Origin of the sequence: Xanthomarina sp. (assembly GCF_035306705.1) — a bacterium.
GTDB lineage: Bacteria > Bacteroidota > Bacteroidia > Flavobacteriales > Flavobacteriaceae > Xanthomarina.
The window spans coordinates 1-24,732 of the sequence record NZ_DATGNO010000024.1 but is presented as its reverse complement, the minus strand read 5'-3'; the positions used below and the strand labels follow the sequence as shown (position 1 = coordinate 24,732).

At 32.2% G+C, this 24,732-nt stretch carries 28 protein-coding genes; 9 read left to right on the top strand and 19 right to left on the bottom strand.

Features of this window, described 5'->3' with window-relative positions:
• Positions 1–656 (bottom strand): class I SAM-dependent methyltransferase (locus VKY47_RS01715; RefSeq protein ID WP_324309851.1); only part of this gene is annotated, 656 nt, incomplete at its 3' end.
• A 188-nt stretch (positions 657–844) separates the two neighbouring features.
• Here VKY47_RS01715 and VKY47_RS01710 point away from each other — a divergent pair.
• On the top strand, positions 845–1,372 hold the full coding sequence (locus VKY47_RS01710) for a GNAT family N-acetyltransferase (RefSeq protein WP_324309849.1): 528 nt from the start codon (positions 845–847) through the stop codon (positions 1,370–1,372).
• Positions 1,373–1,411: 39 nt separating this feature from the next.
• Entirely contained in the window at positions 1,412–2,905 is a 1,494-nt protein-coding gene (locus VKY47_RS01705; RefSeq protein WP_324309847.1) for a phage tail sheath family protein, read from the top strand.
• A 173-nt stretch (positions 2,906–3,078) separates the two neighbouring features.
• Here VKY47_RS01705 and VKY47_RS01700 read toward each other — a convergent pair whose 3' ends face one another.
• From VKY47_RS01700 to VKY47_RS01690, 3 genes are all read right to left on the bottom strand, one after another.
• A complete protein-coding gene (locus tag VKY47_RS01700; RefSeq protein WP_324309845.1) occupies positions 3,079–4,374 on the bottom strand; it encodes a tetratricopeptide repeat protein in 1,296 nt (431 codons plus the stop codon).
• An 81-nt stretch (positions 4,375–4,455) separates the two neighbouring features.
• Positions 4,456–5,028: a DUF4331 family protein gene (locus VKY47_RS01695; RefSeq protein WP_324309844.1), complete on the bottom strand. Its 573-nt coding sequence runs from the start codon at positions 5,026–5,028 to the stop codon at positions 4,456–4,458.
• Positions 5,029–5,051: 23 nt separating this feature from the next.
• Positions 5,052–5,702, bottom strand: a complete 651-nt coding sequence (locus tag VKY47_RS01690; protein ID WP_324309843.1) for a DUF4331 family protein — start codon at positions 5,700–5,702, stop codon at positions 5,052–5,054.
• Between the two features lie 149 nt (positions 5,703–5,851).
• Here VKY47_RS01690 and VKY47_RS01685 point away from each other — a divergent pair, with 149 nt between their 5' ends.
• Positions 5,852–7,027 carry an LETM1-related biofilm-associated protein gene (locus VKY47_RS01685; RefSeq protein WP_324309841.1) on the top strand — a complete coding sequence of 392 codons (1,176 nt, stop codon included), beginning with the start codon at positions 5,852–5,854 and terminating at the stop codon, positions 7,025–7,027.
• Between the two features lies 1 nt (position 7,028).
• On the opposite strand, the gene VKY47_RS01680 is transcribed toward VKY47_RS01685, so the two are convergent.
• From VKY47_RS01680 to VKY47_RS01655, 6 genes are all read right to left on the bottom strand, one after another.
• Positions 7,029–7,793 carry a LytR/AlgR family response regulator transcription factor gene (locus VKY47_RS01680; RefSeq protein WP_324309840.1) on the bottom strand — a complete coding sequence of 255 codons (765 nt, stop codon included), beginning with the start codon at positions 7,791–7,793 and terminating at the stop codon, positions 7,029–7,031.
• A 55-nt stretch (positions 7,794–7,848) separates the two neighbouring features.
• Positions 7,849–8,172 carry a 2TM domain-containing protein gene (locus VKY47_RS01675; protein ID WP_324309839.1) on the bottom strand — a complete coding sequence of 108 codons (324 nt, stop codon included), beginning with the start codon at positions 8,170–8,172 and terminating at the stop codon, positions 7,849–7,851.
• Complete coding sequence (locus VKY47_RS01670) at positions 8,163–9,500, bottom strand: histidine kinase (protein ID WP_324309838.1); 1,338 nt, start codon at positions 9,498–9,500, stop codon at positions 8,163–8,165. The genes VKY47_RS01675 and VKY47_RS01670 overlap by 10 nt, the downstream gene beginning before the upstream one ends.
• Before the next feature lie 5 nt (positions 9,501–9,505).
• Positions 9,506–10,135, bottom strand: a complete 630-nt coding sequence (locus VKY47_RS01665; protein ID WP_324309836.1) for a tetratricopeptide repeat protein — start codon at positions 10,133–10,135, stop codon at positions 9,506–9,508.
• 267 nt (positions 10,136–10,402) lie between these two features.
• Entirely contained in the window at positions 10,403–11,134 is a 732-nt protein-coding gene (locus VKY47_RS01660; protein WP_324309835.1) for an energy transducer TonB, read from the bottom strand.
• A gap of 96 nt (positions 11,135–11,230) precedes the next feature.
• Positions 11,231–13,384 (bottom strand): TonB-dependent receptor, encoded by a 2,154-nt coding sequence (locus VKY47_RS01655; protein ID WP_324309833.1) that lies wholly within the window; start codon positions 13,382–13,384, stop codon positions 11,231–11,233.
• Between the two features lie 105 nt (positions 13,385–13,489).
• Between VKY47_RS01655 and VKY47_RS01650 the strand changes: the two genes are divergently transcribed.
• Positions 13,490–14,188: a lysoplasmalogenase gene (locus VKY47_RS01650; protein ID WP_324309831.1), complete on the top strand. Its 699-nt coding sequence runs from the start codon at positions 13,490–13,492 to the stop codon at positions 14,186–14,188.
• A 65-nt stretch (positions 14,189–14,253) separates the two neighbouring features.
• Here the strand turns inward: VKY47_RS01650 and VKY47_RS01645 are convergent, their stop codons facing one another.
• Complete coding sequence (locus tag VKY47_RS01645; protein WP_324309830.1) at positions 14,254–15,531, bottom strand: NAD(P)/FAD-dependent oxidoreductase; 1,278 nt, start codon at positions 15,529–15,531, stop codon at positions 14,254–14,256.
• A 128-nt stretch (positions 15,532–15,659) separates the two neighbouring features.
• Between VKY47_RS01645 and VKY47_RS01640 the strand changes: the two genes are divergently transcribed.
• Positions 15,660–16,154 (top strand): RNA polymerase sigma factor, encoded by a 495-nt coding sequence (locus VKY47_RS01640; RefSeq protein ID WP_324309829.1) that lies wholly within the window; start codon positions 15,660–15,662, stop codon positions 16,152–16,154.
• Between the two features lie 4 nt (positions 16,155–16,158).
• Complete coding sequence (locus VKY47_RS01635) at positions 16,159–16,803, top strand: hypothetical protein (RefSeq protein ID WP_324309828.1); 645 nt, start codon at positions 16,159–16,161, stop codon at positions 16,801–16,803.
• Here the strand turns inward: VKY47_RS01635 and VKY47_RS01630 are convergent, their stop codons facing one another.
• The gene (locus VKY47_RS01630) at positions 16,804–17,619 is read right to left on the bottom strand and encodes a lysophospholipid acyltransferase family protein (protein ID WP_324309827.1); all 816 of its coding nucleotides are present in this window, start codon (positions 17,617–17,619) and stop codon (positions 16,804–16,806) included.
• A gap of 48 nt (positions 17,620–17,667) precedes the next feature.
• Positions 17,668–18,309 (bottom strand): NUDIX hydrolase, encoded by a 642-nt coding sequence (locus VKY47_RS01625; RefSeq protein ID WP_324309826.1) that lies wholly within the window; start codon positions 18,307–18,309, stop codon positions 17,668–17,670.
• Between the two features lie 66 nt (positions 18,310–18,375).
• Here VKY47_RS01625 and VKY47_RS01620 point away from each other — a divergent pair, with 66 nt between their 5' ends.
• Positions 18,376–19,092, top strand: coding sequence for a peptidylprolyl isomerase (locus tag VKY47_RS01620; RefSeq protein ID WP_324309825.1), 717 nt, complete (start codon positions 18,376–18,378; stop codon positions 19,090–19,092).
• Between the two features lie 54 nt (positions 19,093–19,146).
• Here VKY47_RS01620 and VKY47_RS01615 read toward each other — a convergent pair whose 3' ends face one another.
• Positions 19,147–19,764, bottom strand: coding sequence for a trimeric intracellular cation channel family protein (locus tag VKY47_RS01615; RefSeq protein ID WP_324309823.1), 618 nt, complete (start codon positions 19,762–19,764; stop codon positions 19,147–19,149).
• A gap of 237 nt (positions 19,765–20,001) precedes the next feature.
• Here VKY47_RS01615 and VKY47_RS01610 point away from each other — a divergent pair, with 237 nt between their 5' ends.
• On the top strand, positions 20,002–20,424 hold the full coding sequence (locus VKY47_RS01610) for a DUF2141 domain-containing protein (RefSeq protein ID WP_324309822.1): 423 nt from the start codon (positions 20,002–20,004) through the stop codon (positions 20,422–20,424).
• A 93-nt stretch (positions 20,425–20,517) separates the two neighbouring features.
• On the opposite strand, the gene VKY47_RS01605 is transcribed toward VKY47_RS01610, so the two are convergent.
• Positions 20,518–20,997: a Dps family protein gene (locus VKY47_RS01605; RefSeq protein WP_324309820.1), complete on the bottom strand. Its 480-nt coding sequence runs from the start codon at positions 20,995–20,997 to the stop codon at positions 20,518–20,520.
• Between the two features lie 106 nt (positions 20,998–21,103).
• On the opposite strand from VKY47_RS01605, the gene VKY47_RS01600 reads away from it, so the two are divergent.
• Positions 21,104–22,042, top strand: a complete 939-nt coding sequence (locus tag VKY47_RS01600; protein ID WP_324309818.1) for a LysR substrate-binding domain-containing protein — start codon at positions 21,104–21,106, stop codon at positions 22,040–22,042.
• Between the two features lie 260 nt (positions 22,043–22,302).
• Here the strand turns inward: VKY47_RS01600 and VKY47_RS01595 are convergent, their stop codons facing one another.
• The 4 genes from VKY47_RS01595 to VKY47_RS01580 form a co-directional block, all read right to left on the bottom strand.
• Complete coding sequence (locus tag VKY47_RS01595) at positions 22,303–22,455, bottom strand: hypothetical protein (RefSeq protein WP_324309817.1); 153 nt, start codon at positions 22,453–22,455, stop codon at positions 22,303–22,305.
• A 423-nt stretch (positions 22,456–22,878) separates the two neighbouring features.
• Positions 22,879–23,076 carry a hypothetical protein gene (locus VKY47_RS01590; protein WP_324309815.1) on the bottom strand — a complete coding sequence of 66 codons (198 nt, stop codon included), beginning with the start codon at positions 23,074–23,076 and terminating at the stop codon, positions 22,879–22,881.
• Positions 23,077–23,205: 129 nt separating this feature from the next.
• Positions 23,206–24,006, bottom strand: coding sequence for a TIGR00266 family protein (locus tag VKY47_RS01585; protein ID WP_324309813.1), 801 nt, complete (start codon positions 24,004–24,006; stop codon positions 23,206–23,208).
• Positions 24,007–24,178: 172 nt separating this feature from the next.
• Entirely contained in the window at positions 24,179–24,634 is a 456-nt protein-coding gene (locus VKY47_RS01580) for a DUF4442 domain-containing protein (protein ID WP_324309812.1), read from the bottom strand.
• Positions 24,635–24,732: the final 98 nt, after the last annotated feature.

Here is a 24,732-nt window from a genome sequence, read left to right as displayed (position 1 = left end):
GTTACAACAACCCCTTTGCTCTCATTTAAAACAACAGATAACAGGCATTTTTCTTCTTTAACCTTTAAATTAAATGGTGGAGCTAATAAGTTAATACCACTTTGTTTTTTTAGTCTAATTCCTTGCCCTGAAATAATATCTTTATTGGGTTCAAAATCTCCTTCCGGCACATGCTCTGTTAAAATAACATATTTAAAATGAGATAACTTCTTAAGAATGTTTTGTATTTCAGCATTCGAAATATGTTGAAGCACTTGTCTTAATAAAGCACAATTTCCAGAAGGCAAATCATCAACCGAAATATCCAAACAATGGAATTTCAAATTATCTTCTTTAAATTTTTCCTTATTTCGTTCTATAAGGTTTTTAACTATATCTACGGCAACATAACTTTCCGTATGCTTTACCAGTTGATTTCCTATATTAAAATCGCCACACCCTAGATCGCAAACCACTAGAGGTTTTTTAAATGAAGTTAAAAATGAAGTTAAAACTTCTATATATGGATTTACCAATTCAGAATGATGAGATCCTTCTCCTGAATAAAAATCAGATTCATTATCACCCCATAGTTTCATGGCATAAACTTGTTCCATAGCTTCTTTAGTTGGCCATGGCTTTTTTGGTTTTTTATGTCCATTTTCCTTCTTATTCATAAACACTTTATGGGTAGATAAAAACAAACCTACAAATTATATATAATAACAATTATTGTGAAACTGATAAATCGTTAAATAAAAAACGTTTTACAACCAAGCTCATAAAACCTGAAATTTACTAACTTTAACACGTTACCTTTTTTTTACAGAAAAACCGCAACCCATTAAATAAAGCAATTTAGAACATGAAAATATTTGAAACCGAGCGATTACTTATTAAAAGTTTAGAAGCCACAGACCAAAATAACTTTATTGAATTACTCTCCGACCCAAGAATTATTACACCCATTCCTCAACCAAAGCTATTGGAAAGTCAAATATTAGAAAGATTTCATAAAAACCTGAATATAAAATTAAGCACTTTAAAGAACGAAAAATGTGTGTGTGGCATTTTCGAAAAAGGAAATCCTGAAATGATTGGACTTAGTTTATTTCTAATCAATGACGACAATGAAAAAGAATTAGGCTATAGATTTAGAGTAAATTATTGGGGAAAAGGATACGCAACAGAAACCACAAAAGGCATGCTTAATTATTATTTTAATGAATTGAATATAGATAAAGTTACAGCAGATGTTAATACTGAAAACACAGCTTCGGTAAAAATTTTGAACAAGTTTATGAAACCTGTAAGGGAGTTTTTTAACGAAAGAGACAATTGTATCGATAGAAGATATGAAATTGAAAAAAATAATTGGTTAGAACGCCGTTAACAATTGTTTTCTTATGGCATTAATAGTTAAATATAAGATATGAAGAAATCAATAACAATTCTCATCATTTTACTTTTCTATTTCCAAATCTCTGCACAAATAACAGCAATTACCGAATTGGGAGACACCATTATGGTTTACCAAAACGGTACTTGGAAGAAAATAAATCAAACTCTCCCTCCTTCCTTTACTGAAGTTCATTCTGCTATTCCCGCATTTATAGGAAAAACTGTCAACTACCCAGAGGGTAAAGCATTAGTTCCTGTTAAAATAAGTTCTATGTTGGAGTATGAAACTCTCTTTGGAACTTTCAAACCTTATAATTATAGAATAAAATTAAAACAAGACCCAGCTACAAACAAATTTGAAATCATGGAGTTGGGTGTGGATGAGGATGCTGAGAAACAAATCATGTATTATGCCCTTGATCTATATTTTAAAAATGGTGGTGGACCTTGTTATATTGTTCCTGTACCTAATTTAGAAGATCGAAACAACCTTGATATTATAAGAGAATCTGATGCATATATTAAAGCATTAGCAGCTATTAGCAAAATAGATGAAGTAACACTCTTAGTTTCTCCTGATGCTGTTTATTTAACATCGGGTTATTATGATGTTTATCAAGAAGCTCTAGCCCAATGTCATTCTTTAAAAGATCGTTTTGCCATTTTCGATGTAATAACAACTGACCAAATCCAAAGATCGGCAACTAACTTTAGAAATGGTTTAGTTGGTGACATGAAATATGGTGCTGCCTATATGCCATATCTTAATTCAAATCTAAGCTATGGTTATAACGAAAATCAAGTAACTGTTATTTTTGAAGGAGTTAATAATAGAGGTCGCATAAGAAACCAAATATCCTCAGAAACCAATTCCACTAGTTTAAACTTACTAAAAAACTCGAATCCTGAGACTTATAATTTTATAAAAACAGAATTAACAAAACACAATGTTATTTTACCTCCAAGTGCTGCCATTGCTGGAATCTATGCTCAAGTTGATCGGGATCGTGGGGTTTGGAAAGCTCCCGCAAATGTAGCCATTAAAGGAATTGTAGGACCAACTCAAGAATTAAGTCAAAGTGAGCAAGAATTTTTAAATGTTGATGCATCTTCTGGTAAATCCATCAACCCTATTAAAAGCCTTCCTGGAAAAGGAACCTTGGTATGGGGCGCACGAACTTTAGCAGGAAATGACCATGAATGGCGTTATATTTCTACGAGAAGGCTTGCAAATCTAATTGAAGAATCAGCATATAAATCAACATCCTTTGCTGTCTTGGAACCCAACGATAGTTCTACCTGGTTAAAAGCTGAAGCCTTAATAGATAAATACCTCCTTGGTTTATGGCGCCAAGGTGCCTTAGCCGGATCCAAACCCGAACAGGCTTATTTTGTAAAAGTTGGCTTAGGCAAAACAATGACATCCAATGATATTCTTCAAGGAAAAATGATTGTCGAAATCGGGATTGCCACAGTCCGTCCGGCAGAGTTTATTATAATCCGTTTCGAACATAACATGGAATAAATAAAGTTTTATCCACGGGTAAATTACTAATCAAACAAAAAGCGCCAAGTCTATAATTAAACTTGACGCTTTCAAAAAAACCAACAAAAAACACTCTCAAAATCCCTCAATTATGTGTTTTACACTTAAAAAACATATTTTTCGCTGATTATAACTTTTTCAATTTTCATAGATTAAATTTTCTGAATGTCTCTTTCCATAACTGGTCCAAGTTCGAAAGTACTTTCTAATAATTCCTTCTTTAAACCTTCGGCCTCTGCCATTTTTCCATTGGCTTTATAAATTTTAGCCAAATGGTATAAAGCTTCAGGTTCAAAAGTTTTATTCACAATGTATTCTTCAGCAATTGCTAAAGCTTTCACATAATTTTGTTTTTTATAATATGTCCAAGCTAATAAATCGTAAGACTGTGGTGTGGGTCTGTTATTAATTTCGGTGTTTGCTATTTGAAGCGCTGATTCCAGTTTCTGTAAATCTTCAGCATATAAAATAGCATTATATTTATTGTACATATTGCCATATTTACTATTAGCAACGGCCTTAAAATACTGATTTAAATTTTCACTGCTTTCATCCATATTATTCTGATATTCAGCAATTTCAGCTTTAAATAAATAATAATCAGGAGCTTGATGATTTGCTGAAATACTATTTAAAATACGAAGCGCTTCCTCTGGATTTTTTTCATAAGAATATACGATCCAAGCAATACCTTTTTTAGCATATGCATCGTCAGGATTTAATGCCAAGGCTTTTAAATAATAGGTGTAAGATTTTTCAATTTCTCCATTATGACCATAAAAATCGGCAATATTGGTATAACTCCATTGCATAAAACCATCCACTTTAGAAGCTTCAGAAATTGCCAGAGCTTGTTCCATATATTTTATGGCAGCTTGTAAATCTCCTTGATGATCGCTCCATTTTGATAAACGAATTAAATAATCGTAATCGGAAACATCCTTAATTTTATAGAGATAGGTTTTTGCTACATCGTAATTCCCTAATTCCAAATAAACATCGAATAACATTTTTTGAGTTCCTTTTAAATTATCGCCATGCGTTTCTGCCTTCTTTAAAAGTTCTAAGGCTTCTTTAAATTTATGTTGTGAAATATAATTTCTAGCTAAAGAACGTAAGTATCCCGATTGTTGATAATTTGTTTTCTCATTAACTTGAATAAAACTTTCTTCCGCTTTAATTAAATAATCTATATTTCCAGTAACATGGAATAATTGTCCTTGAGCTCCTGCAACTTTAGCCAAATAAGGATATTGACCCGGTTCTTTTTCTAGTTTTTCTTCCCAAAAATTAAGTTCCTCATTGGCTTTTTGCAGGGTTTTGTTCTCAGTTATTTCAAGATATGGATTGTAATCTCCCATATTTGTAATCTTGTTTTGGTTTGTATGACAACTGGTTAAAAACAGAAGTAATAAAACCATTGGTATGAATTTGTTATACGTGTTCATTTTGTTGTTGTTTTTGTGATTTTTTTTGTTTGATTAAAAACCATTAGAACATGAAATCACCCTCTAATGGTTATCAATATGTTACCAAGCCGAAGCTAAGTACGGAAATGAGGCTGAAAAAGGTTTATCGTTTGCATCGACATAGTCGTTAGATAGGTTTGGATTTTCAGAAAAATCTTCACCACCAAAAATGAGCAGTAATTCTACTGTAATAACATCGTCTGCCAAAGCACGACCGGTTAATACATTCGTTCCGTCGTAAAAAGTAGTTGTTCCATCTAAAGACAAATTCAATACATCTGTAGCCAATAAACCAGTAAAGGTTGCAGCATCTAGTCCTAAGGCATTGGTGTCTCCTGGATTTGCATAAGCTGGGCTTAATGCCATTAAATTAGCTTGAAACATGCTTTGAAACGCTGCATTTTGTTGCGAAGGAGGCGTTACATTAAACATATCTTTACTAGCAGAAGACACAAAAACCGTGTTTATCGCTGGTCTTCCCATTTGATCTTGTTGTGCATAGATTCCAGAAAAATCAAGTTCTGAAGGCATTTGACTTATTGTATTCATATCGTCGTTGTTTGAACAATTAAAGGCTAATCCTGAAATTATAAGGACGGCAACGATATTTTTTATATTTAATAAAGTTTTCATAATTCTAGTGTGTTTAAAGGTTATTATTGTTTTCTTTTAGATTCTACCCATGTGTTTACTGTACCCGAACCACCTAACATACTTTTTGGCACTTCAACTACTATAGACATTACGTTTGTACCGGCAAAAGTGTCGGAACCTGGATTGTTAAAGCCTGTTGCATTTCCTGCAAGTATTTCGCCAAATTGCGCAAAATCCATAAAGAATGGATCGTCTCTAGGACCTGCAAATATTTTTAAGCCATTACTTGTTTTCATAATTGCTTCAGAACCATAAGGAGTAATATCTACCATAGATTTTGCTCCAGAAGTTTCAATAGAACTATTTAGTCCAACATTTCCAGGATTAGTAGGCCCGAAGAAATACATCTTACCATCTCTTGGGATAGCTTGTATAACTAGATCTTCAACATAGTCGCCTGTAGTGTCTATATTAAACTCTATCAATACATTTTCATCAAAGACAGCATCTGCAGTTGCCGAAGGACTTAACAGCCCTTGAACATTTGCTACAAATACAACATTGTCTGTTTCTTGTGCCTGAAAGGCATAAAAATCTGTGATATCACTTGTACCACCTTGTACTGCAGGAGCATCGATATGATCTGCTGCTACCATAAAGAATCCAGCAGCTGTTAAGGCTCCAATTCCTAATAATACTTTCATTTTTTTCATAATATTGAGTTTTTTGTTAATTAATAATTGTCTCTCAGCAATACCTACGAAAAAAAGTATAAGTCGGTTTTATCTTTTTTTACATCTTTATTAAATGAACCCTTATTCGATTTAAAAATTTATCTTTACAACCAAGAAATATGCTCATCATGAACCCATCAGCAAGTGGCTGGATAAAGAAATTACTAAACGAAATAAGCACGGCTCCTATTTGGAATCATGCCAACTACAATACGTTTTATGATTCTTTAAGAGAAAGTGGCTTTATTTACGGAAGTAATATCAAGATTGTAAAAGACCATCTTGACTATTCGGGAATGACCGAAGAAGAGATTTGTAAAGTGAATTTTTTATTGGCTTTAAAATACATTTTTCAAGAAAACAAAACATCCGACATTGATTTTGTTGAAAGTATTATCGATTTTTATATTGAAATAAACGCTTACTCCACCTCTATTTTTTCTGAAATTTTAGGTGAAAAAAAATCTGCTTCTTTATTAGAAAAAATTATTCACAAGCGCATACAAATTGACGATAACCTAATTGACAGAAGCTTTAATTATTTTATTACAAACGCTTTACTTTTTACCGATATTCTAGCTTATAAAGCTTTTTTACAAACTCAAAAAATTTCTGAAAAACACATTCAGCATTTAGAATCGGCTATAGAAAGTATTGTTAGAGAAGTTTTAAATTCTAAAAACAAAAAAACAGAATACGATAACAGTTTACTAAAACTAGTAGATCAATCGATAAGATATAAAACCCATAAAACTCTCACCTATCAAGAAGCTTTGGAGTTTATAAACACCGATTTAGAAAAATATTATATTATGGATCTTGCCAGTATGGCAACTTGGGGAGATTTAAATATTGATAAAAATGAAAAACTGCTACTTTTAAAACTTGGTAAACAACTTAATTTAGAACAAGCACGTATTGATAATTCCATTCATTTTATTGAGACTTTTTATAAGAACAACAAAGACAAAATAGCCTTATTAAGCTCACAGAACATTGTAAAAACCTTTTACTCTAACTCGAGCAAAATGGTTACCAAACTTATTTCCAGAAACAGCAAACGTTTACAAAAAGAACTTTTAGAGAGTAAGGAATTAATGGTATTACTATCGAAATCGACCGTACGAGATTTAAGCGACGAAGAACAAAAAAAAGTACAAGGTCAGTTATTGGATATTTTTAAATCCATTCCAAGTTTGGCTATTTTCATGCTTCCTGGAGGCGCTTTACTTTTACCTTTGGTTGTTAAGTTTATACCAAAGTTATTACCATCTTCTTTTGATGATAACAGGATAGAAGAATAAATTATTCCAACCACATTTTAAAGTCCTTAACACGTTCTCTAGCAACAATAACATCTTGCTCGTTATATGTATGTAATTTTATTTGCAAACGCGAATTGGTATAACTTATCATATCTTTAATGCCATTAATATTCACGTAAAAAGTCCTATTTACCCTAAAAAACAATTCAGGTTGCAACTGGTCCTCCAATTGCTCTAATGTTACATCCAGCAAATAGTTTCTTCCATCGTTTGTATACAGATAAGTTCCTTTATTTTCGCTATAAATGCATTCAACTTCATCTGTAGAAATGAGTTTTAAATGCTGTCCTACTCTAATCGAAAAGCGTTTTTTATATTCCTTTTCCTCACTTTTTATTGGATCTACCAAGAGTTTTTTAATGTCGTCGAAATTTAAGGTTACCGGTTGATTTATTTTATGATTTACAGTGAATTTCTTAATAGCACGCTCCATTTCTTCAGCGTCAATAGGCTTTAACAAATAGTCGACACTGTTTAGCTTAAAAGCTTGAAGCGCATATTCATCATAAGCTGTTGTAAAAATAATTGAGGATTTTACATCCACTAAATCGAAGATTTCAAAGGATAAACCATCACTTAATTGTATATCTAAAAAGATTAAATCTGGATGTTCGTTTTCTTGAAACCAACTAACAGATTCCTCAACAGAATGCAACATGGTCTCGGTTTGAATGTTAATTTTATCCAACATGCGCTTTAAACGTCTTGCAGAGGGTTTTTCATCTTCAATTATAATAACTTTCATATTTTAAAAGGTTGGTTGGTTTATTCGTTATTTCAAAAATTTACTTAAACTAAGTTTATTCCCAATGCTTTTCATCTTCTTCCATATACTCTCTAATTTTTCTTTCTTCCCATTTTTTCCCCAAAATAAAATCTGGTAAAAACACAGTTAATCCATGAATTGCTAAGCCTATTCCCCAGAAAAACAACGTAAAGAAGTTTTTATATTGAAAATAGCTTTCCCCAGGCTCCAGGTCTTGAATATTAATTACAACAACCATGAGATTTATAACTACATATACCAATAAATGTGAATAAAATCCTTTAATCTTTTTAACTCGTTTTCTAGCACGTTCTAAACGCTCTAGATCTGAAAAATCTCGTCCCATAGTTAACTCCATTTACTTTGTTTAAACTCATCTTCCTTATTTAAAATCTCCTGTATTTTTCGTTGTTCCCAAGATTTACCATATCCAAACACGGCAAAACCATGAAAAATCAAACCCATTCCCCAACCTAACATAGGAAACCAAAACCATTGGAAATTCCATGAGGTTTTATAGTTTATAAAAACCAAAACAGGAATGACTACCATATAAGAGATTAAATTTCCGTAAAATCCTTTGATTTCTTCAACTTGCTTTTTTGCTCTATAATAAGCATCTTCTCTATTGTTTAATGATCTCGTTTCCATAATCGTAATTTGTTTTGTAAGCATAGGTAATGCCACTGCAAAACTATCTGCTTGTTGATTAATAATAACTTTTCGTTTGGTTAATAATTGATAACGCTGCATGATATTATTTAAACCTACACCACTACTTTTTTTTACTATTTGCTTGGTCTGCAAATTGTTTTCTACTATTAAGAGACCGTCTTTTTCATAAATTTTTATGTGTAACGGATTTTTTTCCGTGACCATGTTGTGCTTTACGGCATTCTCCAATAACAATTGCAAAGACAGTGGCACCACTTTACTGTCTGGATTTGAAGCTTGTTCCGGAATATCAAAAACAATGCTGTCCTCAAAGCGCATTTTTAATAAAGACATATAGGTTTTTGCAAATTTCAATTCTTCGTCCACCGATACCAAATCCTTGTTTTTCTGTTCCAAAACATAGCGATAAATTTTAGATAATGAAGTTGTAAAATCTTGCGCTTTATCTGGATTTTCTTCAATTAAACTAGTTAATACATTTAAACTATTGAATAGAAAATGAGGATCTAACTGATTTTTTAAAGCATCGAATTTGGCCGTTTGTGTTTGAGCAACTATTTGAGATTCCTTGACCTTCTTTTCCTGATTCTTTTTAAAGAAATAAACAGCATGAAACGTAATAACTATGGATAGTGTAATCCATAATCCAAAGGTGTAATTCCTATAGGATTCATTAGTTATAAAGGCTTCAAACGTTTGATCGCTGTAAAACATAGCAGTTAGCATTCTTAATAAAAACAAGCCAACCAAAGTAAGAACTATAGAGCCTGAAATACCAATTGCAATACGTTTTACACTGTCTTTGTCTTTCCATGGATATTTTTCCATATAGTCGAAAAAATACATGTTAGAATACCCCAATACAAATGCATATAATTGATAAAAAGTGAAGTTGAGAAGAAAGCCGTTTAAATTTTCAAATTTAAAATCACTAAAAATGGCGTTACCAATTAAAAAGACAAGACATCCAATGCCAAAAGTGATTATGATATTTTTAGTGTTTCTACTCATGGCTTTTATTTACAGTCTTTTAAAACTTCTAAGGCTCGTTCTTCTCCCCAAGTTGGAGCAAATTTCGATTCAGGTTTAAAGGTAGCAAAAAGTTCTAAAGCTCTTTCTACATCTTTACAAAATGGCTTGATATCCTGTCCAAAATAACGTGCTCCTCCAATTTCCCAATCGGCTTTACTTAAAACAACTCTTGGATTATTTGGTGCTAATTTCTCAGCTTGGTTGTATAAAGCCATAACCTTTCCAGAATAGGTCATCCCATAAGTTGCACCATCGCTTGCCACATAAACCGTATATAATAAGGCTTGCATGACCATTATTTCTGGATTGTTTTTTGAAATGGACGAAGCAGAATTCAAAAAAATTTGAGCCTGATTTAATTGCTTATCCAATGTGTTTTTATCATTTAACTTAGTAAACCCATCCAAAATCAAGGTTTCTGCAGCATAATATGGTGGTAGCCAATTTTCTGGTTCTGCCGAAGCTATGCGTTCAAATAATTGGGAAGCTTCTATTGGATTTGTTTCCCATAAATTAAAAGCCTTCTCCATGCTTTTTTCGTAATTGGTTTGCGCAAAGATATTTCCAGTTAGAAAAATACTGACGCCAATAATAAAAAATCTTAAGTGTGTCATTTTTTTTAGGTTTAATGCTGAGTCAAATATCTCACTAATGACATTAATAATAAAAAGAGTTGTGCTGAACTGTATGATGTTGTTTCTGAACTGTAATTTATATTATTTACTTAGAAAATTTTTACTAAATAAGATTGCCAACAATTGGTAAAAATCGCATGTTAGCTTGACATCAATTTAAAACTAACCTTCATATTAAAAGAAAAAACACCTTCATGATTTTAATATGAAAGTGTGTTTTACTTATTAAGAATACTTCTGTAAATTCTAATCCTGAATTTGAAAATTAATAGGAATACTATAGGGAACAGAAACTGGGTTTCCACGTTGCATTCCAGGTTTCATTTTAGGTAACAATCCAATAATGCGTTCTGCTTCTTCCTCTAGCATTTTATCTGGACCACGAGATCTTATATTGGTGACATTTCCATCTTTATCCACAACAAAAAGGACGAAAACCCTTCCATAAATCCCCAAATCCAAAGCTGTGGAAGGATATTTAAAATGTTTGATAATGTGTTCGTTTATTTTTTTACTGAAACAATCCTTCAGTTCTTGATTTGAAGTTCCTGAACAACCAGGAAAAATAGGCACTTTTTCAACCACAGAAAAAGGAACAGAAACCTCTTCCTCTACTTCTTCTACTTTTACATCTTCCACTTGAACTATAGGCTCTTCTATTTTATCTTCTTGACTGGTTTCTGTACTTTCCAATACAGTTTCCTCAATGTCTTTGGTATCTTCAACCACTGTAATGGTTTCGGGAGCAGCAAATACTGGAGGTGGCGGAGGTGGTGGAGGCACTTCCAAATCGATTATTGGAATATCCTCTTCCAACTCTTGAACCATTTGAACAGTATCTAAACTGATTTCTGAAGTATCATAGGTTTTATATTCAATAGAAAGGTAGGTAAAAAGCAACATGACATTTAAACCAATGGCAAAATATATACCACTGTTTCGACCCACTTCAATATTTGGATTCTTTTTTGGTATCATGACAATTCAATTTAATATCTTAAAGCTAAGATATTAGTCATCAAATTACTATGATATAAATCAGTTTTATAAATTAGAATTTTAGCCAATTTGCTCTTATAATTTATCTAATTGATTATCGGTTCCCTTTTCGCTTATAGTCCAGAAAAAGCCTATAAAAAAGAATTGATCTGCTGCCGGTCTTAAAGCTCGGTTCGCATAATTTCCGTTACTATCCGGAACATTTGCAAATTGGTAGCCATCGATATTTTTTATTCCCAAGACGTTATTTACAGACAGATACAGGATTTTTTGTTGACTAATTAAATAGGCCCAATTAAGGCTTAAATTATTATAAGATTTTGTTTTCTGATTTAAAAACCCTTCAAGATTTGGATTTGTATACGTACGTCCCGACGCAAAGGTATAACTCATTCCAATCTGGCTTTTCCAGTTTTCAATCCAATATTTTGTTACAACAGATAAGTTATGCGTATTTACAAAATTTGGTGCCGCAGCTGTTGGATAGTTTTCATAATTTCTTTCGCTATCCAAAAAACTATAACTTATCCAATAATCTAAGTTTTTAATACTTTTATTGTCTCGCCAAAACAAATCCAATCCTGTAGCATACGCAGAGCCTGAATTATTATAAACACTGGAAAAATCAGGATATTCCGTATTGAATTTTATTAAGTTGGTATAGTTTTTATAATACGCTTCTGCCCTAAAAATTTTGCCTTCGTTATTTAGCTGGTAATTTAAAATATAATGGGTTGTTTTTTGAGCATTTAAGTTCTGTTCAAATTTTAAAATAGTGTTGTTTGGATTTTGATAAAAGTTTCCATAAGCGATGGAAATTTGGCTAATAGCCGATGTTTTGTACGCCAAAGACAGTCTTGGTGACAAGGTTAATTCTTTAAACAATTCGCTATATTCCAATCTCAAACCTGCTTGTAAAGCCAAGTTTTTTGAGAAAAACACGTCTGCTTCAGAAAACACAGCAGATATGTTATTTTTAAATCCATAGGAGATGTCGTTTATATTCGTGTTTTTAAAATCCTCGCTAAAATAAGTTGCAAAATATTCGCCTCCAAGATTTAATTTAAACCGACTATTGAAATGATGTTTTAATTTGAATTTGGCATGATACGAATTTTCAGTATCCTTTATATCGTCTTCAATAACTAGAATTTTATTTTTGTTATAAGTATAACTTAGACCTCCAAAAACGGACCAGTTATCTGTTAAAACACCAGTGTATGAACCGTTGAAATAGAGATTTTTATTATGAAGCATATTGTGGATTCCTGCCGGAAAATTAATATCTTCTTGAATAAGGTCAAATCCATTCATTTCAAAAGCCGAATACAATTTCAATAAACCACTTTGAAAAACCTTTCTAAAAACAGCTTCACCAGATCCGCCTTGAAAAGGTTTTATCCATTCGTTTCTATCAGGAAACAAGGCTACATAAGGAGCCAAATTAATATAGGAACCGTTAACGCTTAAAGAACTGGTATCCCACAGTTCGGTATGCCCTAAAGAAGCACCAACACTCATGATACCAATATCTGTTTTTTCTTGATCTGGCTCATCTATTGTGTTTAATAACAAAACAGAGGATAAAGCCTGGCCAAATTCTGCCGAATAACCACCAGTTGAAAAGGTAATCCCATCAAATAAAAATGGCGAATAACGTCCTCGAGTTGGCGTATTACTTGTAGTTGGCACATAAGGCGTAAATACACGAATCCCATCTATAAAAATCTGGGTTTCGGTAGCATCTCCTCCTCTTACAAACAAACGTCCATCTTCGGCAACTGTCGTTGTTCCAGGGAGAGTTTGTAGAGCACCAACAAAATCCCCCAAGGCGCTTGCAGTAGTAACCACATCCAGGGGTTTTAAAACGGATATTTTACTGTTATCTCCAGCCGAAAATGTTCCTGCAGATATAACAACGGTATCCAAAGCATTGACATCATCACGTAATTTAATTTGTAAATTATGTAATTCGGAAACATCTTTTGTGAGTGAAAATGTTTCGTAGGATACAAATGAAACTTTCAATGTTTTCACTCCAATTTCATCGGTTTTAAATAAAAAATATCCATTTTCATTAGTTGTACCACCATCATAAGTGCCATCTATAAAAACGTTCGCTCCTTCTATTGGCTGATTTTTTCCATCTGTAATTTTTCCACTAATAACGGTTTGAGAAACACCTGAAGCGAGTGTGAAAAAGAAAATAATTAAAAATGATAGTTTCATGGAGTTTGGTTTTACCGTTTGTTTTTTGATTGATAAGACAAATCTCTTTAGAAACAAAAAGAACTAAAACTTAAAATGACCGAATTGTAAAAATTGATTGACGAAATGAATATATTTGATTTCAACGATCGACCTATGCTAACCAAAACCGAAAAATCATTTTCCATTCTATTCGTTCTTCTACTTGCTTTAGAAATTGCAACTTCAAGTTTTGAACAAATTTCAACATTAAATTATTTAGCCAAACCAGCATTACTTATTTCTTTAATATTTTATTTCTGGAGTCAAAGTAAACAAATGGAAAAGAAAATTAGAATAATGATTTTTTACGCTTTGGTATTCTCTTTATTGGGCGATATTTTACTCATGTTTGTAAACCAATCCGGGAACTTTTTTATAGGAGGTTTACTAGCCTTTTTAACAGCACATGTTTTCTATGTTTTGGTGTTTTTAAAACAAAGAAATCGTTCTAAAAACAGCCTCGTTTTTATAGGTATAATGTTAGCTTATGGGATACTTTTATTTTATCTATTACAAGATGGATTAGGAGATATGTTGTTTCCTGTAATTTTATATATGCTGGTTATTTTAAGTATGGCAACAACCGCATTTCTTCGTCAGGGACAAGTTATAAAAAGCAATTATATTTTAGTATTTATTGGAGCTGTTTTATTTATGATTTCGGATAGTATATTGGCCTTAAACAAATTTTATCAGCCTTTGCCATTTTCAAATTTTAGTATTATGTTTACCTATGCCTTTGCACAGTTATCTATCGTTTTTGGGCTCTTAAAGCAACGATAGGTTTTATTTATACCGATTTATTTTAGCTTTTACAATCAGATACTTAAATGCAAATAGATAAACAATCAATTCAACTTCTTAAACGGTCGTATAATTAGTCTGGCTGCTTTGTCAAAATTAATATAATTATAAGTCCAGTTAAATAAAACCACAATTCTATTTCTAAAACCAACTAAGGACATGAGGTGTACAAACATCCAAATAAACCAGGCAAAAAATCCAGAAAACTTATAAGCTTTTAAATCTACCACAGCTTTATTTCTTCCTATGGTTGCCATAGAGCCTTTATCTTTATATTCAAACTTTTTAAGGGGTTTTCCTTCTATTAATTTCATTAGGTTTTCTCCTAATAATTTCCCTTGTTGAATAGCAGGTTGTGCTACTTGAGGATGTCCATTTGGATACTTTTCTGTTTCCATTAAAGCAATATCTCCAAGGGCAAAAATATTGGCATATCCTTCCACTTGATTGTATCTGTTTACACGATATCTATTTGCTTTTTCAATGAGTGCCTTTTCCGACAAACCTTGAATGGGATTTCCAGTAACTCCAGCAGCCCAAATCAGGGTTTCTGTTTCTAAAATTAAATCGGTATTTGTGGAAACTATTAAGCCATCGTAGTTTTTAACAAAAGTATTACAGTGAATAGCAACTCCTAGTTTTTCTAAAAATTCCAATGCTTTTTTGGAGGCATGATCACTCATTGGAGGCAAAAGTTTAGGACCACCTTCCAACAAATGAATTTGCATATCGTGTGAATTTAAATCGTGATAATCTCTTGGAAGAATATGGTTTTTCAATTCGGCAATAGCTCCAGCAAGTTCTACCCCGGTTGGCCCGCCACCAACAATTACAAAGTTTAAGAAGGCTTCACGTTCTTCTAAAGATTTTGCTATGGTTGCTCTTTCAAAATTTTGAAGTATCAAACTTCTTATATTTAAGGCTTGCGGCAAATTTTTCATTGGCATGCTATTGTTTTCAATAGCCTTATTGCCAAAATAATTGGTTTTTGTCCCTGTTGCAATTACTAAATAATCATAAGATAACGATCCAATATCGGTAATAATTTGATTGTTTTCAGCATCTATAGTAGATACTTGCGTCAAACGAAAAAAGATGTTATTGTGTTTTTTAATAATTTTCCTTAAAGGATATGCAATGGAATCTGGTTCCAAACCAGAAGATGATACTTGATAAAGTAAGGGTTGAAATGTGTGATAATTGCGTTTGTCCAAAAGTACAACTTGAACTTTTTTATTTGCAAAACGTTTCACCAAGCTGACGCCTGCAAAACCCCCACCAATGATGACAATACGTGGGTTTGTGGATTTTGGAATGTTCATAAAGTTTTAGAAAATATCTAAAACAAAGGTACAATAAACAGGACTTATTGACTATTTTTAAATAAACTTTTACTTCTTTGTAACTAAATGAAACAAACATCTACTTATAGATTAACTAAACCATCAGTTTGAATAAAGAGTTAGAACATAGCTTTGTTGAAGAATTAGAGAAAAATCAAAACATTGTCCATAAGGTTTGTAGAATTTACACCAACAACCAAGAGGCTCACAACGATTTATTCCAAGAAATCACCATTCAACTTTGGAAAGCCTATCCTAAGTTTAGAGGAGATTCCAAATTTAGCACCTGGATGTATCGTGTTGGGCTAAATACAGCCATAACACTCTACAGAAAACGAAAACGCTCTATTGCTACCGAAGATTTTAGTTCTTTCCAATATAAAATAAAAGCGGAACCATACGATGATACTGAAGAAGAACAATTAAAACTTTTGTATAAAGCTGTTCACCAATTAAATGATATTGAAAAAGCACTTGTTTTCCTTTATTTGGAAGACAAGAATTATAAAGAAATAAGTGAAACTCTGGGAATTACCGAAGTGAATGCAAGAGTAAAGATGAATCGAGTGAAAACAAAGTTAAGAACCATTTTAAATCCGTAACCCTATGGATGAATTAGAATTATTAAAAAAAGACTGGAAGAAAGATGAAGATACCAAGTATCCAAAACTTTCTTACAAAGAGTTATACAACATGATTTTGAGGAAATCGTCATCCATAGTCAAGTGGATTTTTATTATTAGTCTGTTGGAATTTATTTTTTGGCTGATTATTTCGTTTGCATTCAAGGATACCGATTTCAACCAACGTTTCGAGACCTATCACGCCGATAAAATCATGATTCCTTTTATGGTTTTAGGCTATTTTATTTTAGCCTATTTCTTTTATAGGTTTTATATGAATTACAAAACAATTTCTGCTACGGATAATGCTAAAATTTTAATGGAAAACATATTAAAAACCAGACGTACCGTTAAACAATACGTAGGTTTTAACTTAATATATTTAGCTGTTTCTGCTTTTATGGTTTTGGGAATTCAGTTTAATAGAGATAAAGAAGTTATTTCTCTTATGGACAAAGCATCTGCCAACGGAGAAATATTTAAGTTCTATGCTACAACTATTATAGTAACAGTTGTAATACTTGCTTTATCTATTGGTGTAATTCTAGGCTTCTACTACCTAATTTATGGAATTTTATTAAAACGCTTAAACAAGAATTACAGAGAGCTAAGAAGAATGGAAGTCTAACTAATAATCATCTTCAAGACGCCATTTTCTCATTTTGTTCAATTCTTCTTTTTCTTCCAAAATCTCTCTAGGAATCACTTTTAGAAAAGAAGGATGCTGTTCGATCGCGTATTCTATTTTTTCTACTATTTCAGCTATGCTTTCGTTGTCATAATCAATATCCAAAGGCTGTTTAATTTCAAAGGTTTGTAAAATATTTTTCTTTTTTACACGGAGACCTTTTTTATCGAAAGAACGTCTAAAACCATCAATTACAATAGGTACAACAACAGGTTTATAATGTTTTATAATATGTGCCGTACCTTTTCTAATAGGTTTAAAAGGCGTTGTAGTTCCTTGAGGAAAAGTAATTACCCAACCATCGTCCAAAGCCATTTTAATGTTCGAAATATCGCTCATCTTTACTTGTCTATTTACATCTTCGCCTTTAGCCCTCCATGTACGCTCAATACTAATGGAGCCAGCATAAGCCAATATTTTAGGCAACAAACCAGATTTCATGGTTTCTTTTGCCGCGACATAATAAATATTTAATTTAGGATTCCATAAGTATCCAATATTTTTAATATTGTCTTCACGATTACTTAAACTAGCATTAAACACATGGAACATGGCAACCACATCAGCAAAATAAGTTTGGTGATTGGATATAAAAAGCACGTTTTTATCCGGTAAGTTTTTAATTATTTCAGAACCTTCAATTTGAAGTTCGTTAAACCCCCTAAATCGTCTATGAGATAAAGAACCAATAATTCTAATCACCCATTTTTTTATAAAAAGTATATGTCCGAAAGGGTTTCTTTTAAACAATCCCATAAAATTAGTTTCATAGTTAGGAAATACAAAGGTAGTAAAACAGAACTTTTACAGGACTTGTTTTAACAAGTCTTTTATTTCACTGAGCATCATAGCTGTAGCTCCCCAAACCACATGACCATTTAAATTAAAAGCAGGAACCATAACATCTACGTTATATGAAGTTGATACAATTTTTGTAACTACGTTGGCGTCGTTGATAAAATCGGTTAAAGTAATTTCCAAAATATCCTCCACTTCATCGTCTTGTTTTATAAAATGTGGTGTTCGTTTAGAAATTCCAATAAAGGGTTGAACAAAATAATTACTAGGCGGAATATAAATTTGTGTAAGTGCTCTTAAAACCTCAATATGTTGCACAGGTATGCCAACTTCTTCAAAAGTCTCTCTTATAGCAGCGGCTTTAATGGACGTATCTGAACGCTCTAATTTTCCTCCTGGAAACCCAACTTGTGCGGAATGGACCCCTTTGTACGTTTTTCTTAGAATTAAAACCAAATTAGTTTCCTGGATATTATTTGGATAAAATAAAGCCATGACCCCAGCTTTTTTTGCGTTTTTTATCAGGTGCTTTTGTTTCTCCTCCAAGATTTCCCTAAAAGGAGGAGACATTTTTAACTGAGAAGGTTCGGCTGGAAGTGGGATATTTTCTATTTTTGAAATGAGCTTACAAAATTTATCAAATTCCATGGTTTTTTATTAAATATTAAGCCATCATTAATAAACCTGATATTTTTAAAACATTCAAATTTATTTATGAAATATATTTTTCTAGTGCTTTTTAGTTTTATTTTATTGAATTGTGAAGATAAGCAATCTGGCAAAAATACAGAGACTACTTTAAAGGAATCACCAAAAAAAAATAAAAAAGACAGTCTTTTAAAAAATGAAGCAGATGCAGAGTTTGAAATTAAAGACACCACCAAGTTAACAGACAAAAATGCTATGGAGTTTTTTCTTATTTACGAAAAGAAAAACCCTGAAAACAAGGTGCGTATTACTACAAGTTTTGGAACTATAGATATCTTATTGTTTAATGAAACCAAATTTCATCGAGCAAATTTTATTTTCTTAACAAAACAAGGATATTTTAATGACACCCAGTTTTACAGGGTAATAGATAATTTTATTGTTCAAGCTGGAAATTCAGACAATCCGGAAATTGCTAAAAAACGTTATAACATTGGGAAATATCTTTTACCAACAGACACCAAACGTGGCTTTAAACATGATAGAGGCGTTATTAGTATGCCAAGTAGTGAAATTGAAAACCCATACAAGCTAGCTTCTCCATTCGAGTTTTTTATAGTACAACAAAAAGGTGGCGCGCATCATTTAGATGGCGATTATACCATTTTTGGAAAAGTAATTAATGGTATGGACGTCGTGGATAAAATTGCTGAACAAAAAACAGACAAAAGCGATTGGCCTTTAAGCAATATCTATATTGAAAAAGTAGAAATAATTAAGTAGTTTTTTTGCCTAAGTTGTCGCGTTATAAGTTCGACAATCATTTCAATTTCAATTTCAAAAAGAACTCTCCTCGTTTTTGTAAAGACTAGGTAAACTAATTCCAAAACGAATGGCTAAGAGTCTTATTATAATTACGGTCAATCCTGCCAAAGCAAAGGCCAAATCTACAGGCATGGTAAGTTTCATAAATAAAAAATACGAAAACCCTCCGATAATACAGGCAGTGGCATAAATCTCTTTTCTAAAAATAACAGGAATTTCATTACAAAGGATGTCTCGAATAACACCACCAAAACAAGCCGACATAGTTCCTAAAGAAATACAAATAATTGGATTTAATCCTGCCGAAATTCCTTTTTCCACACCTACAACTGTATATAGGCCAATTCCAATAGTATCAAATAATAGCAAGGATTTTCTTAAGTAATCGATCTTATTTCTAACCACAACAGCAAATATGGTAGAGCCTAAAATAACATAGGTGTAGGTCATGTTTTTCATCCAGCTAACTGGTGTATCTCCTATTAAAACATCTCGTAAAGTTCCTCCTCCTACAGCTGTAACAAAGGCAATAATCAAGATACCAAATGGATCCATGCGTTTACTTAGGGCAACTAAAACACCCGAAATGGCAAAGGCTATGGTTCCTAAAATATCTAAGCTATAAAACATGATTAATTATTTTTTTTAAGGACTGACCGATCTAAAAAGTTCAATCTTTTATTTTGTTTAGAGCGCAAAATAAAGACAATTGCAAACCATATAAAAGGTTTATGTTAAAAATCTGAAATCACTCCTCTTAAAACCAACAATTCAAGGGCCTTAAATAACAATTGGGAATATTTACTTAGACTATAATTAAAATTATTTAGACCTTTAATACGTATTAATCAACTAAAATATTTAATCATGAAAACGCTCACATTAATTTTCTCTCTCTTTTTTATTACACAAGTATTCCAAGCTCAAGACAGCCCAAAAACCTATAGTATAACTGTTAAAATTGACAATGCATTAAACGACGATGGCAGCATGTTGATTGGCTTGCATAACGGAAGTACTTTTATGAAAAGTAAGGATCTTGACAACCAGAAAAGTGCCATTGTAGATGGAAAAGTACAAGTAACTTTTGAAGGCTTAACTCCAGGAACATACGCTATTATGGTATTTCATGACGCAAATGATAATGGGAAAATGGATTTCGACACCAATGGAATGCCTTTAGAGTCTTATGGAATGTCCAACAACCCAATGCTTTATGGTCCACCAAGTTTTACGGATGCCATGTTTAATTTAGAAAATAAAGATTTAGAGCTACATATTAGACTGTAAAAGTCTTATATCCAACAAAAAATTAAGCGACCTTTTGGCTACATCAAGTATCCAAAATAGGTCGCTTTTACAATTGCTATTAATTTAAGAGTTCTATACAGTTTCTCCCAACCAAGCTTTCATCATCCAAACAGTTTTTTCTTGTTCGGTAATAAAATCACTCATCATGGAGTTGGTTCCTTCATCTTTGGCTTCATCTGTTTTATCTAGAATTTGTCTTTCAATTTTCAATAATTCAGATAAAGATTCAATAATTAAACGAACTGCTTTTTCGTCTTGGGAAATATTTTTACCAATGGGCACTTTTGCCAATTTGGTATAATCATCAAAAGTATGCCAAGGTGTTTCACCTAGAGTTAAAATACGTTCAGCAATTTCATCTACTTTAATATTGGCATCCGTATATAGCTCTTCGAATTTCACATGTAAATCGAAAAAACGTTTTCCCTTAATATTCCAATGGATTCCTCTTAAGTTTTGATAATATATTTGAAAATTTGCTAATAATTCATTTACGTCTTTAGCAATGTCTTTGGTCTTATTTTGATTTAATCCAATACTATTAAGTTTCATAATGTTTTCTGTTTTAATTATTTACTCCAATTTACCAGATAATTAACAAATTATATCATAAGTTTTATTGATAGTTTTTATATTTTTATAGTCTAAATTGATACCCATGACTATCACGCAACTATATTACGTTCTAGCAGTAGCCGAAAACAAGAATTTTACTAAAGCCGCCGAAAAATGCTTTGTTACCCAACCTACCTTAAGCATGCAAATACAAAAATTGGAGACCGAATTGGATGTCTTAATTTTCGATAGGAGCAAAAAACCCATTGAATTAACCGATGTGGGCAAAAAAATAGTCAATCAGGCAAAAAATATTGTGAACGAATCCTATAGAATTCAAGATATAGTCGATCAACAAAAAGGTTTTATAGGAGGCGAATTTAAACTAGGTATTATTCCAACTATTATGCCGACGCTTTTACCTATGTTTTTAAAAACCTTCATAAAAAAATATCCTAAAATCAAACTTAAGATTGAAGAATTAACTACAGACGACATTATCTCCAGATTAAACGAAGGTCATTTAGATGCTGCGATAGCTGCTACCCCTTTAGAAACTGAAAGTATCAAGGAACGTGTACTTTATTATGAACCCTTTGTAGGCTATATTCCAGAGCACCACAGATTACATAGCAAACAAAAAATAAATACGGACGATTTAGAGATTGATGATATGCTGCTTCTTGAGGATGGACATTGTTTTAGAGATGGCGTTATCAACTTGTGTAAAACATTTAAAAATCAAGTGGACACCAATTTTCAATTGGAAAGTGGCAGTATTGAAACCTTAATAAAGCTTTCTAATGAAGGTCTAGGAATGACACTCCTTCCTTATTTACATACCTTAGATCTCAACGACAAATCCAAAGGTAATTTACATCACTTTAACGAACCAACTCCTGCTAGAGAAGTAAGCATCCTTTACCATAAAAGTGAATTAAAGATGCAAATAATTGAAGCCATGCATACGGTTATTTCTGGTATTATAAGAGGTGCAATTGCCTTTCAGAATGTTAAAATTATTAGTCCACTACCTAAATAATGAATTTTTATAATTTTTCAATAGATGTTAGGACAACCCTATAATAACTGTATTCTGGAATATTCGCTACTCTTTTACATATTTTTTTAATTTCACCTGAAAAATTTATTTGAGCTGGTTCATTAATGTCATTTTTTAAATAATCAAATTGACCATTTAAAAAGCTTTCATTGCAAACTATCATGATATCTTTACAATAGAGACAATTTTCAGGAGAGATACCTATCCAAAAATGATCATTACAATAATCATCTAATGGATCAAGCTGTGTTTTTATAACCAATAGTTGCAACCAGATTATCTTCTTCTAAAACAGACATTTCCTCTAAAGTTTCAGAATTACATCCACAATCGGGAGGTGTATCGCCATCCTTATCACAATTACTACTTATTAAGACTAAAAAAAAATACAAGAGGTAAATTTAGGGAAGACTAATATATTTAAAACAACTTTATTACCAAAGTCTTGAGTATATAATATAACACTGCAAAGAAAATCTCGTGCTCCCTGAAATATTATCTTTAATCATTAAAAAAGAGAACACAAGCTGTTTCGGGTTTAGACTTATAATGGGGTTGTTTTTAACCAAACTCTCTGTTAAAACATTTTCATTTTTTTACATAAAGTTTAAAGACTTGTTGTACGCAAGTGACAGATACGCATAAAAAAAGACCAACGCATGGTACCGTCTTCATTCCAGGAACTTAATTCATTATAGGTCTAAACATAGAGAATAAAACAGATGTTAAAAATCTCATGTCATTCTTATTTCACTATGAGTTCTATCCAAATAATTTTAGATTAAAAAAAAGCGACCTGTTGGTCGCTTTAGTTTTTATTCTTTTAGATAGATTAAACATTGATTTAAGTCGGGATTCTGCTGTACAAGAGATTGGATAAAAATCTTTAACTCTTCAATTTCATAAGGCAATAATCTTTGAAGGGCTTTTTGTACTTCTCTGCAAAACAACGTAGCGTCAAAACTTACTTTATCAAGTACAGTTTTAGTGTACTCGAACATTGCTCTAGCCATAGTATTTTAAGGTTTTGGTTAAAAGTAGATTTGTTTAATATGCTGAATAATTTAGTTTAGTTTGTTAAATTTAATGAAAAAAAGGATTGCTTTCTCATTTAAACATAAATTTAACAATCTCTTATACATTTAAAACCTGTTATCTCCATCTAATAAATCTCCTAAGCCGCCAAGAATACTGCCCTCACCCTTATCTTTACCCCCTCCTTTTGGGGCAGCTGCCAAAACACGTCCAGCCAATCTGCTAAATGGTAAAGATTGAATATAAACAGTTCCGGGGCCTTGAAGCCTTGCAAAAAACACACCTTCTCCTCCAAAAACAGTATTTCTTATGCCTCCAATAAATTCAATATCATAATCTACATCTTGTGTAAAACCAACGATACAGCCAGTATCTACCCTAAGTACCTCGCCAGAACGCAATTCTTTTTTTGCCATGGTTCCTCCAGCATGCACAAAAGCCATTCCGTTGCCTTCTAGTTTTTGCATGATAAAACCTTCACCACCAAATAATCCACGTCCTAGTTTTTTACTAAATTCAATACCTATACTTACTCCTTTAGCTGCACATAAAAACGCATCCTTCTGACAGATAAACTTTCCATTAAAGGCCCTTAAATCAATTGGGATTATTTTACCTGGATAAGGAGAGGCAAAACTAACCTTGCGCCTATCGTTTAAATTGTTGTAAAATACTGTGATAAATAAGCTTTCTCCAGTAAGAATTCGTTTTCCAGCACCAAGTATGGAATCTAAAAATCCCTTATTTTTAGAAGAACCATCGCTAAAAATAGTTTTCATTTTAATGCCATCGTCCATCATCATAAAAGTACCAGCTTCTGCCACTACACCTTCTTGAGGATCCAGTTCTATTTCTACAAACTGCATTTCTTCGCCGTAAATTTTGTAATCTATTTCGTGAACTGTCATAATTTTTGATTTTATTATTTAAGCCACCATTTCTAAAGCTATGGACGGATAAATGTTTGGCTGTTAAATTGTTCAGTATATCAGTTGATAAATTCGACGATTTGTTACATCTTTCTTTAAAATTTTAACGACAGAATATTGAAAATCACAACTGAATACGGTAAACTAAAACCTATGATTTCAATTTGAGTGTCCATTCAAATTGAAAATTTGAGACCTCAATTCCTTCGGAGTTGGTTCCCTTCGAATGCATCCATAAAGTTTGTCCTTCACCAGTTTCAATGGCTTTTTTAATAACTTCACCTACTTGTAAACCCTCTGTACAGACAAAGGTTATTTTTCCAGTGGCTTTTTTAACAAAGCTCGCTTGGTTATTGGCAACCAACATGGATATGTTTTTGCCGCTAGCTTTAATTTGTTGCATGACCAAGGCACCTGTAGTAAGTTCGGCTGCCATACCTTGAACTGCCCAAAACATGGAGTTAAAAGGGTTTTGATTAATCCATCGATGTTTTACGGTAACAACACATTTTTCATTATCTATAAAACGTGTTCTAACACCCGTAAAATAGGCGGAAGGCAATTTCAATAATAAGTAAGCATTAAGTTTATTGGGTGATATTTTCATTTGAATTCTTTAAATTATTTACATGGAGTTAAAGTGACATCCTGATTTTAGTTAAACTCTTAGTCTTCTATAAAATCAATATTATTTATGTATTATTT

What these genes read in the sequence shown, in the direction of transcription:
- VKY47_RS01685 (WP_324309841.1), top strand. Translation starts at nt 5,852, where the DNA reads ATGAACCCATCAGCAAGTGGCTGGATAAAGAAATTACTAAACGAAATA.
- VKY47_RS01650 (WP_324309831.1), top strand. Translation starts at nt 13,490, where the DNA reads ATGAATATATTTGATTTCAACGATCGACCTATGCTAACCAAAACCGAA.
- VKY47_RS01620 (WP_324309825.1), top strand. Translation starts at nt 18,376, where the DNA reads ATGAAATATATTTTTCTAGTGCTTTTTAGTTTTATTTTATTGAATTGT.
- VKY47_RS01590 (WP_324309815.1), bottom strand. Translation starts at nt 23,076, where the DNA reads ATGGCTAGAGCAATGTTCGAGTACACTAAAACTGTACTTGATAAAGTA.
- VKY47_RS01700 (WP_324309845.1), bottom strand. Translation starts at nt 4,374, where the DNA reads ATGAACACGTATAACAAATTCATACCAATGGTTTTATTACTTCTGTTT.
- VKY47_RS01630 (WP_324309827.1), bottom strand. Translation starts at nt 17,619, where the DNA reads ATGGGATTGTTTAAAAGAAACCCTTTCGGACATATACTTTTTATAAAA.
- VKY47_RS01710 (WP_324309849.1), top strand. Translation starts at nt 845, where the DNA reads ATGAAAATATTTGAAACCGAGCGATTACTTATTAAAAGTTTAGAAGCC.
- VKY47_RS01660 (WP_324309835.1), bottom strand. Translation starts at nt 11,134, where the DNA reads ATGATACCAAAAAAGAATCCAAATATTGAAGTGGGTCGAAACAGTGGT.
- VKY47_RS01585 (WP_324309813.1), bottom strand. Translation starts at nt 24,006, where the DNA reads ATGACAGTTCACGAAATAGATTACAAAATTTACGGCGAAGAAATGCAG.
- VKY47_RS01635 (WP_324309828.1), top strand. Translation starts at nt 16,159, where the DNA reads ATGGATGAATTAGAATTATTAAAAAAAGACTGGAAGAAAGATGAAGAT.
- VKY47_RS01665 (WP_324309836.1), bottom strand. Translation starts at nt 10,135, where the DNA reads ATGACACACTTAAGATTTTTTATTATTGGCGTCAGTATTTTTCTAACT.
- VKY47_RS01615 (WP_324309823.1), bottom strand. Translation starts at nt 19,764, where the DNA reads ATGTTTTATAGCTTAGATATTTTAGGAACCATAGCCTTTGCCATTTCG.
- VKY47_RS01690 (WP_324309843.1), bottom strand. Translation starts at nt 5,702, where the DNA reads ATGAAAAAAATGAAAGTATTATTAGGAATTGGAGCCTTAACAGCTGCT.
- VKY47_RS01645 (WP_324309830.1), bottom strand. Translation starts at nt 15,531, where the DNA reads ATGAACATTCCAAAATCCACAAACCCACGTATTGTCATCATTGGTGGG.
- VKY47_RS01680 (WP_324309840.1), bottom strand. Translation starts at nt 7,793, where the DNA reads ATGAAAGTTATTATAATTGAAGATGAAAAACCCTCTGCAAGACGTTTA.
- VKY47_RS01610 (WP_324309822.1), top strand. Translation starts at nt 20,002, where the DNA reads ATGAAAACGCTCACATTAATTTTCTCTCTCTTTTTTATTACACAAGTA.
- VKY47_RS01670 (WP_324309838.1), bottom strand. Translation starts at nt 9,500, where the DNA reads ATGAGTAGAAACACTAAAAATATCATAATCACTTTTGGCATTGGATGT.
- VKY47_RS01705 (WP_324309847.1), top strand. Translation starts at nt 1,412, where the DNA reads ATGAAGAAATCAATAACAATTCTCATCATTTTACTTTTCTATTTCCAA.
- VKY47_RS01605 (WP_324309820.1), bottom strand. Translation starts at nt 20,997, where the DNA reads ATGAAACTTAATAGTATTGGATTAAATCAAAATAAGACCAAAGACATT.
- VKY47_RS01655 (WP_324309833.1), bottom strand. Translation starts at nt 13,384, where the DNA reads ATGAAACTATCATTTTTAATTATTTTCTTTTTCACACTCGCTTCAGGT.
- VKY47_RS01600 (WP_324309818.1), top strand. Translation starts at nt 21,104, where the DNA reads ATGACTATCACGCAACTATATTACGTTCTAGCAGTAGCCGAAAACAAG.
- VKY47_RS01695 (WP_324309844.1), bottom strand. Translation starts at nt 5,028, where the DNA reads ATGAAAACTTTATTAAATATAAAAAATATCGTTGCCGTCCTTATAATT.
- VKY47_RS01580 (WP_324309812.1), bottom strand. Translation starts at nt 24,634, where the DNA reads ATGAAAATATCACCCAATAAACTTAATGCTTACTTATTATTGAAATTG.
- VKY47_RS01625 (WP_324309826.1), bottom strand. Translation starts at nt 18,309, where the DNA reads ATGGAATTTGATAAATTTTGTAAGCTCATTTCAAAAATAGAAAATATC.
- VKY47_RS01675 (WP_324309839.1), bottom strand. Translation starts at nt 8,172, where the DNA reads ATGGAGTTAACTATGGGACGAGATTTTTCAGATCTAGAGCGTTTAGAA.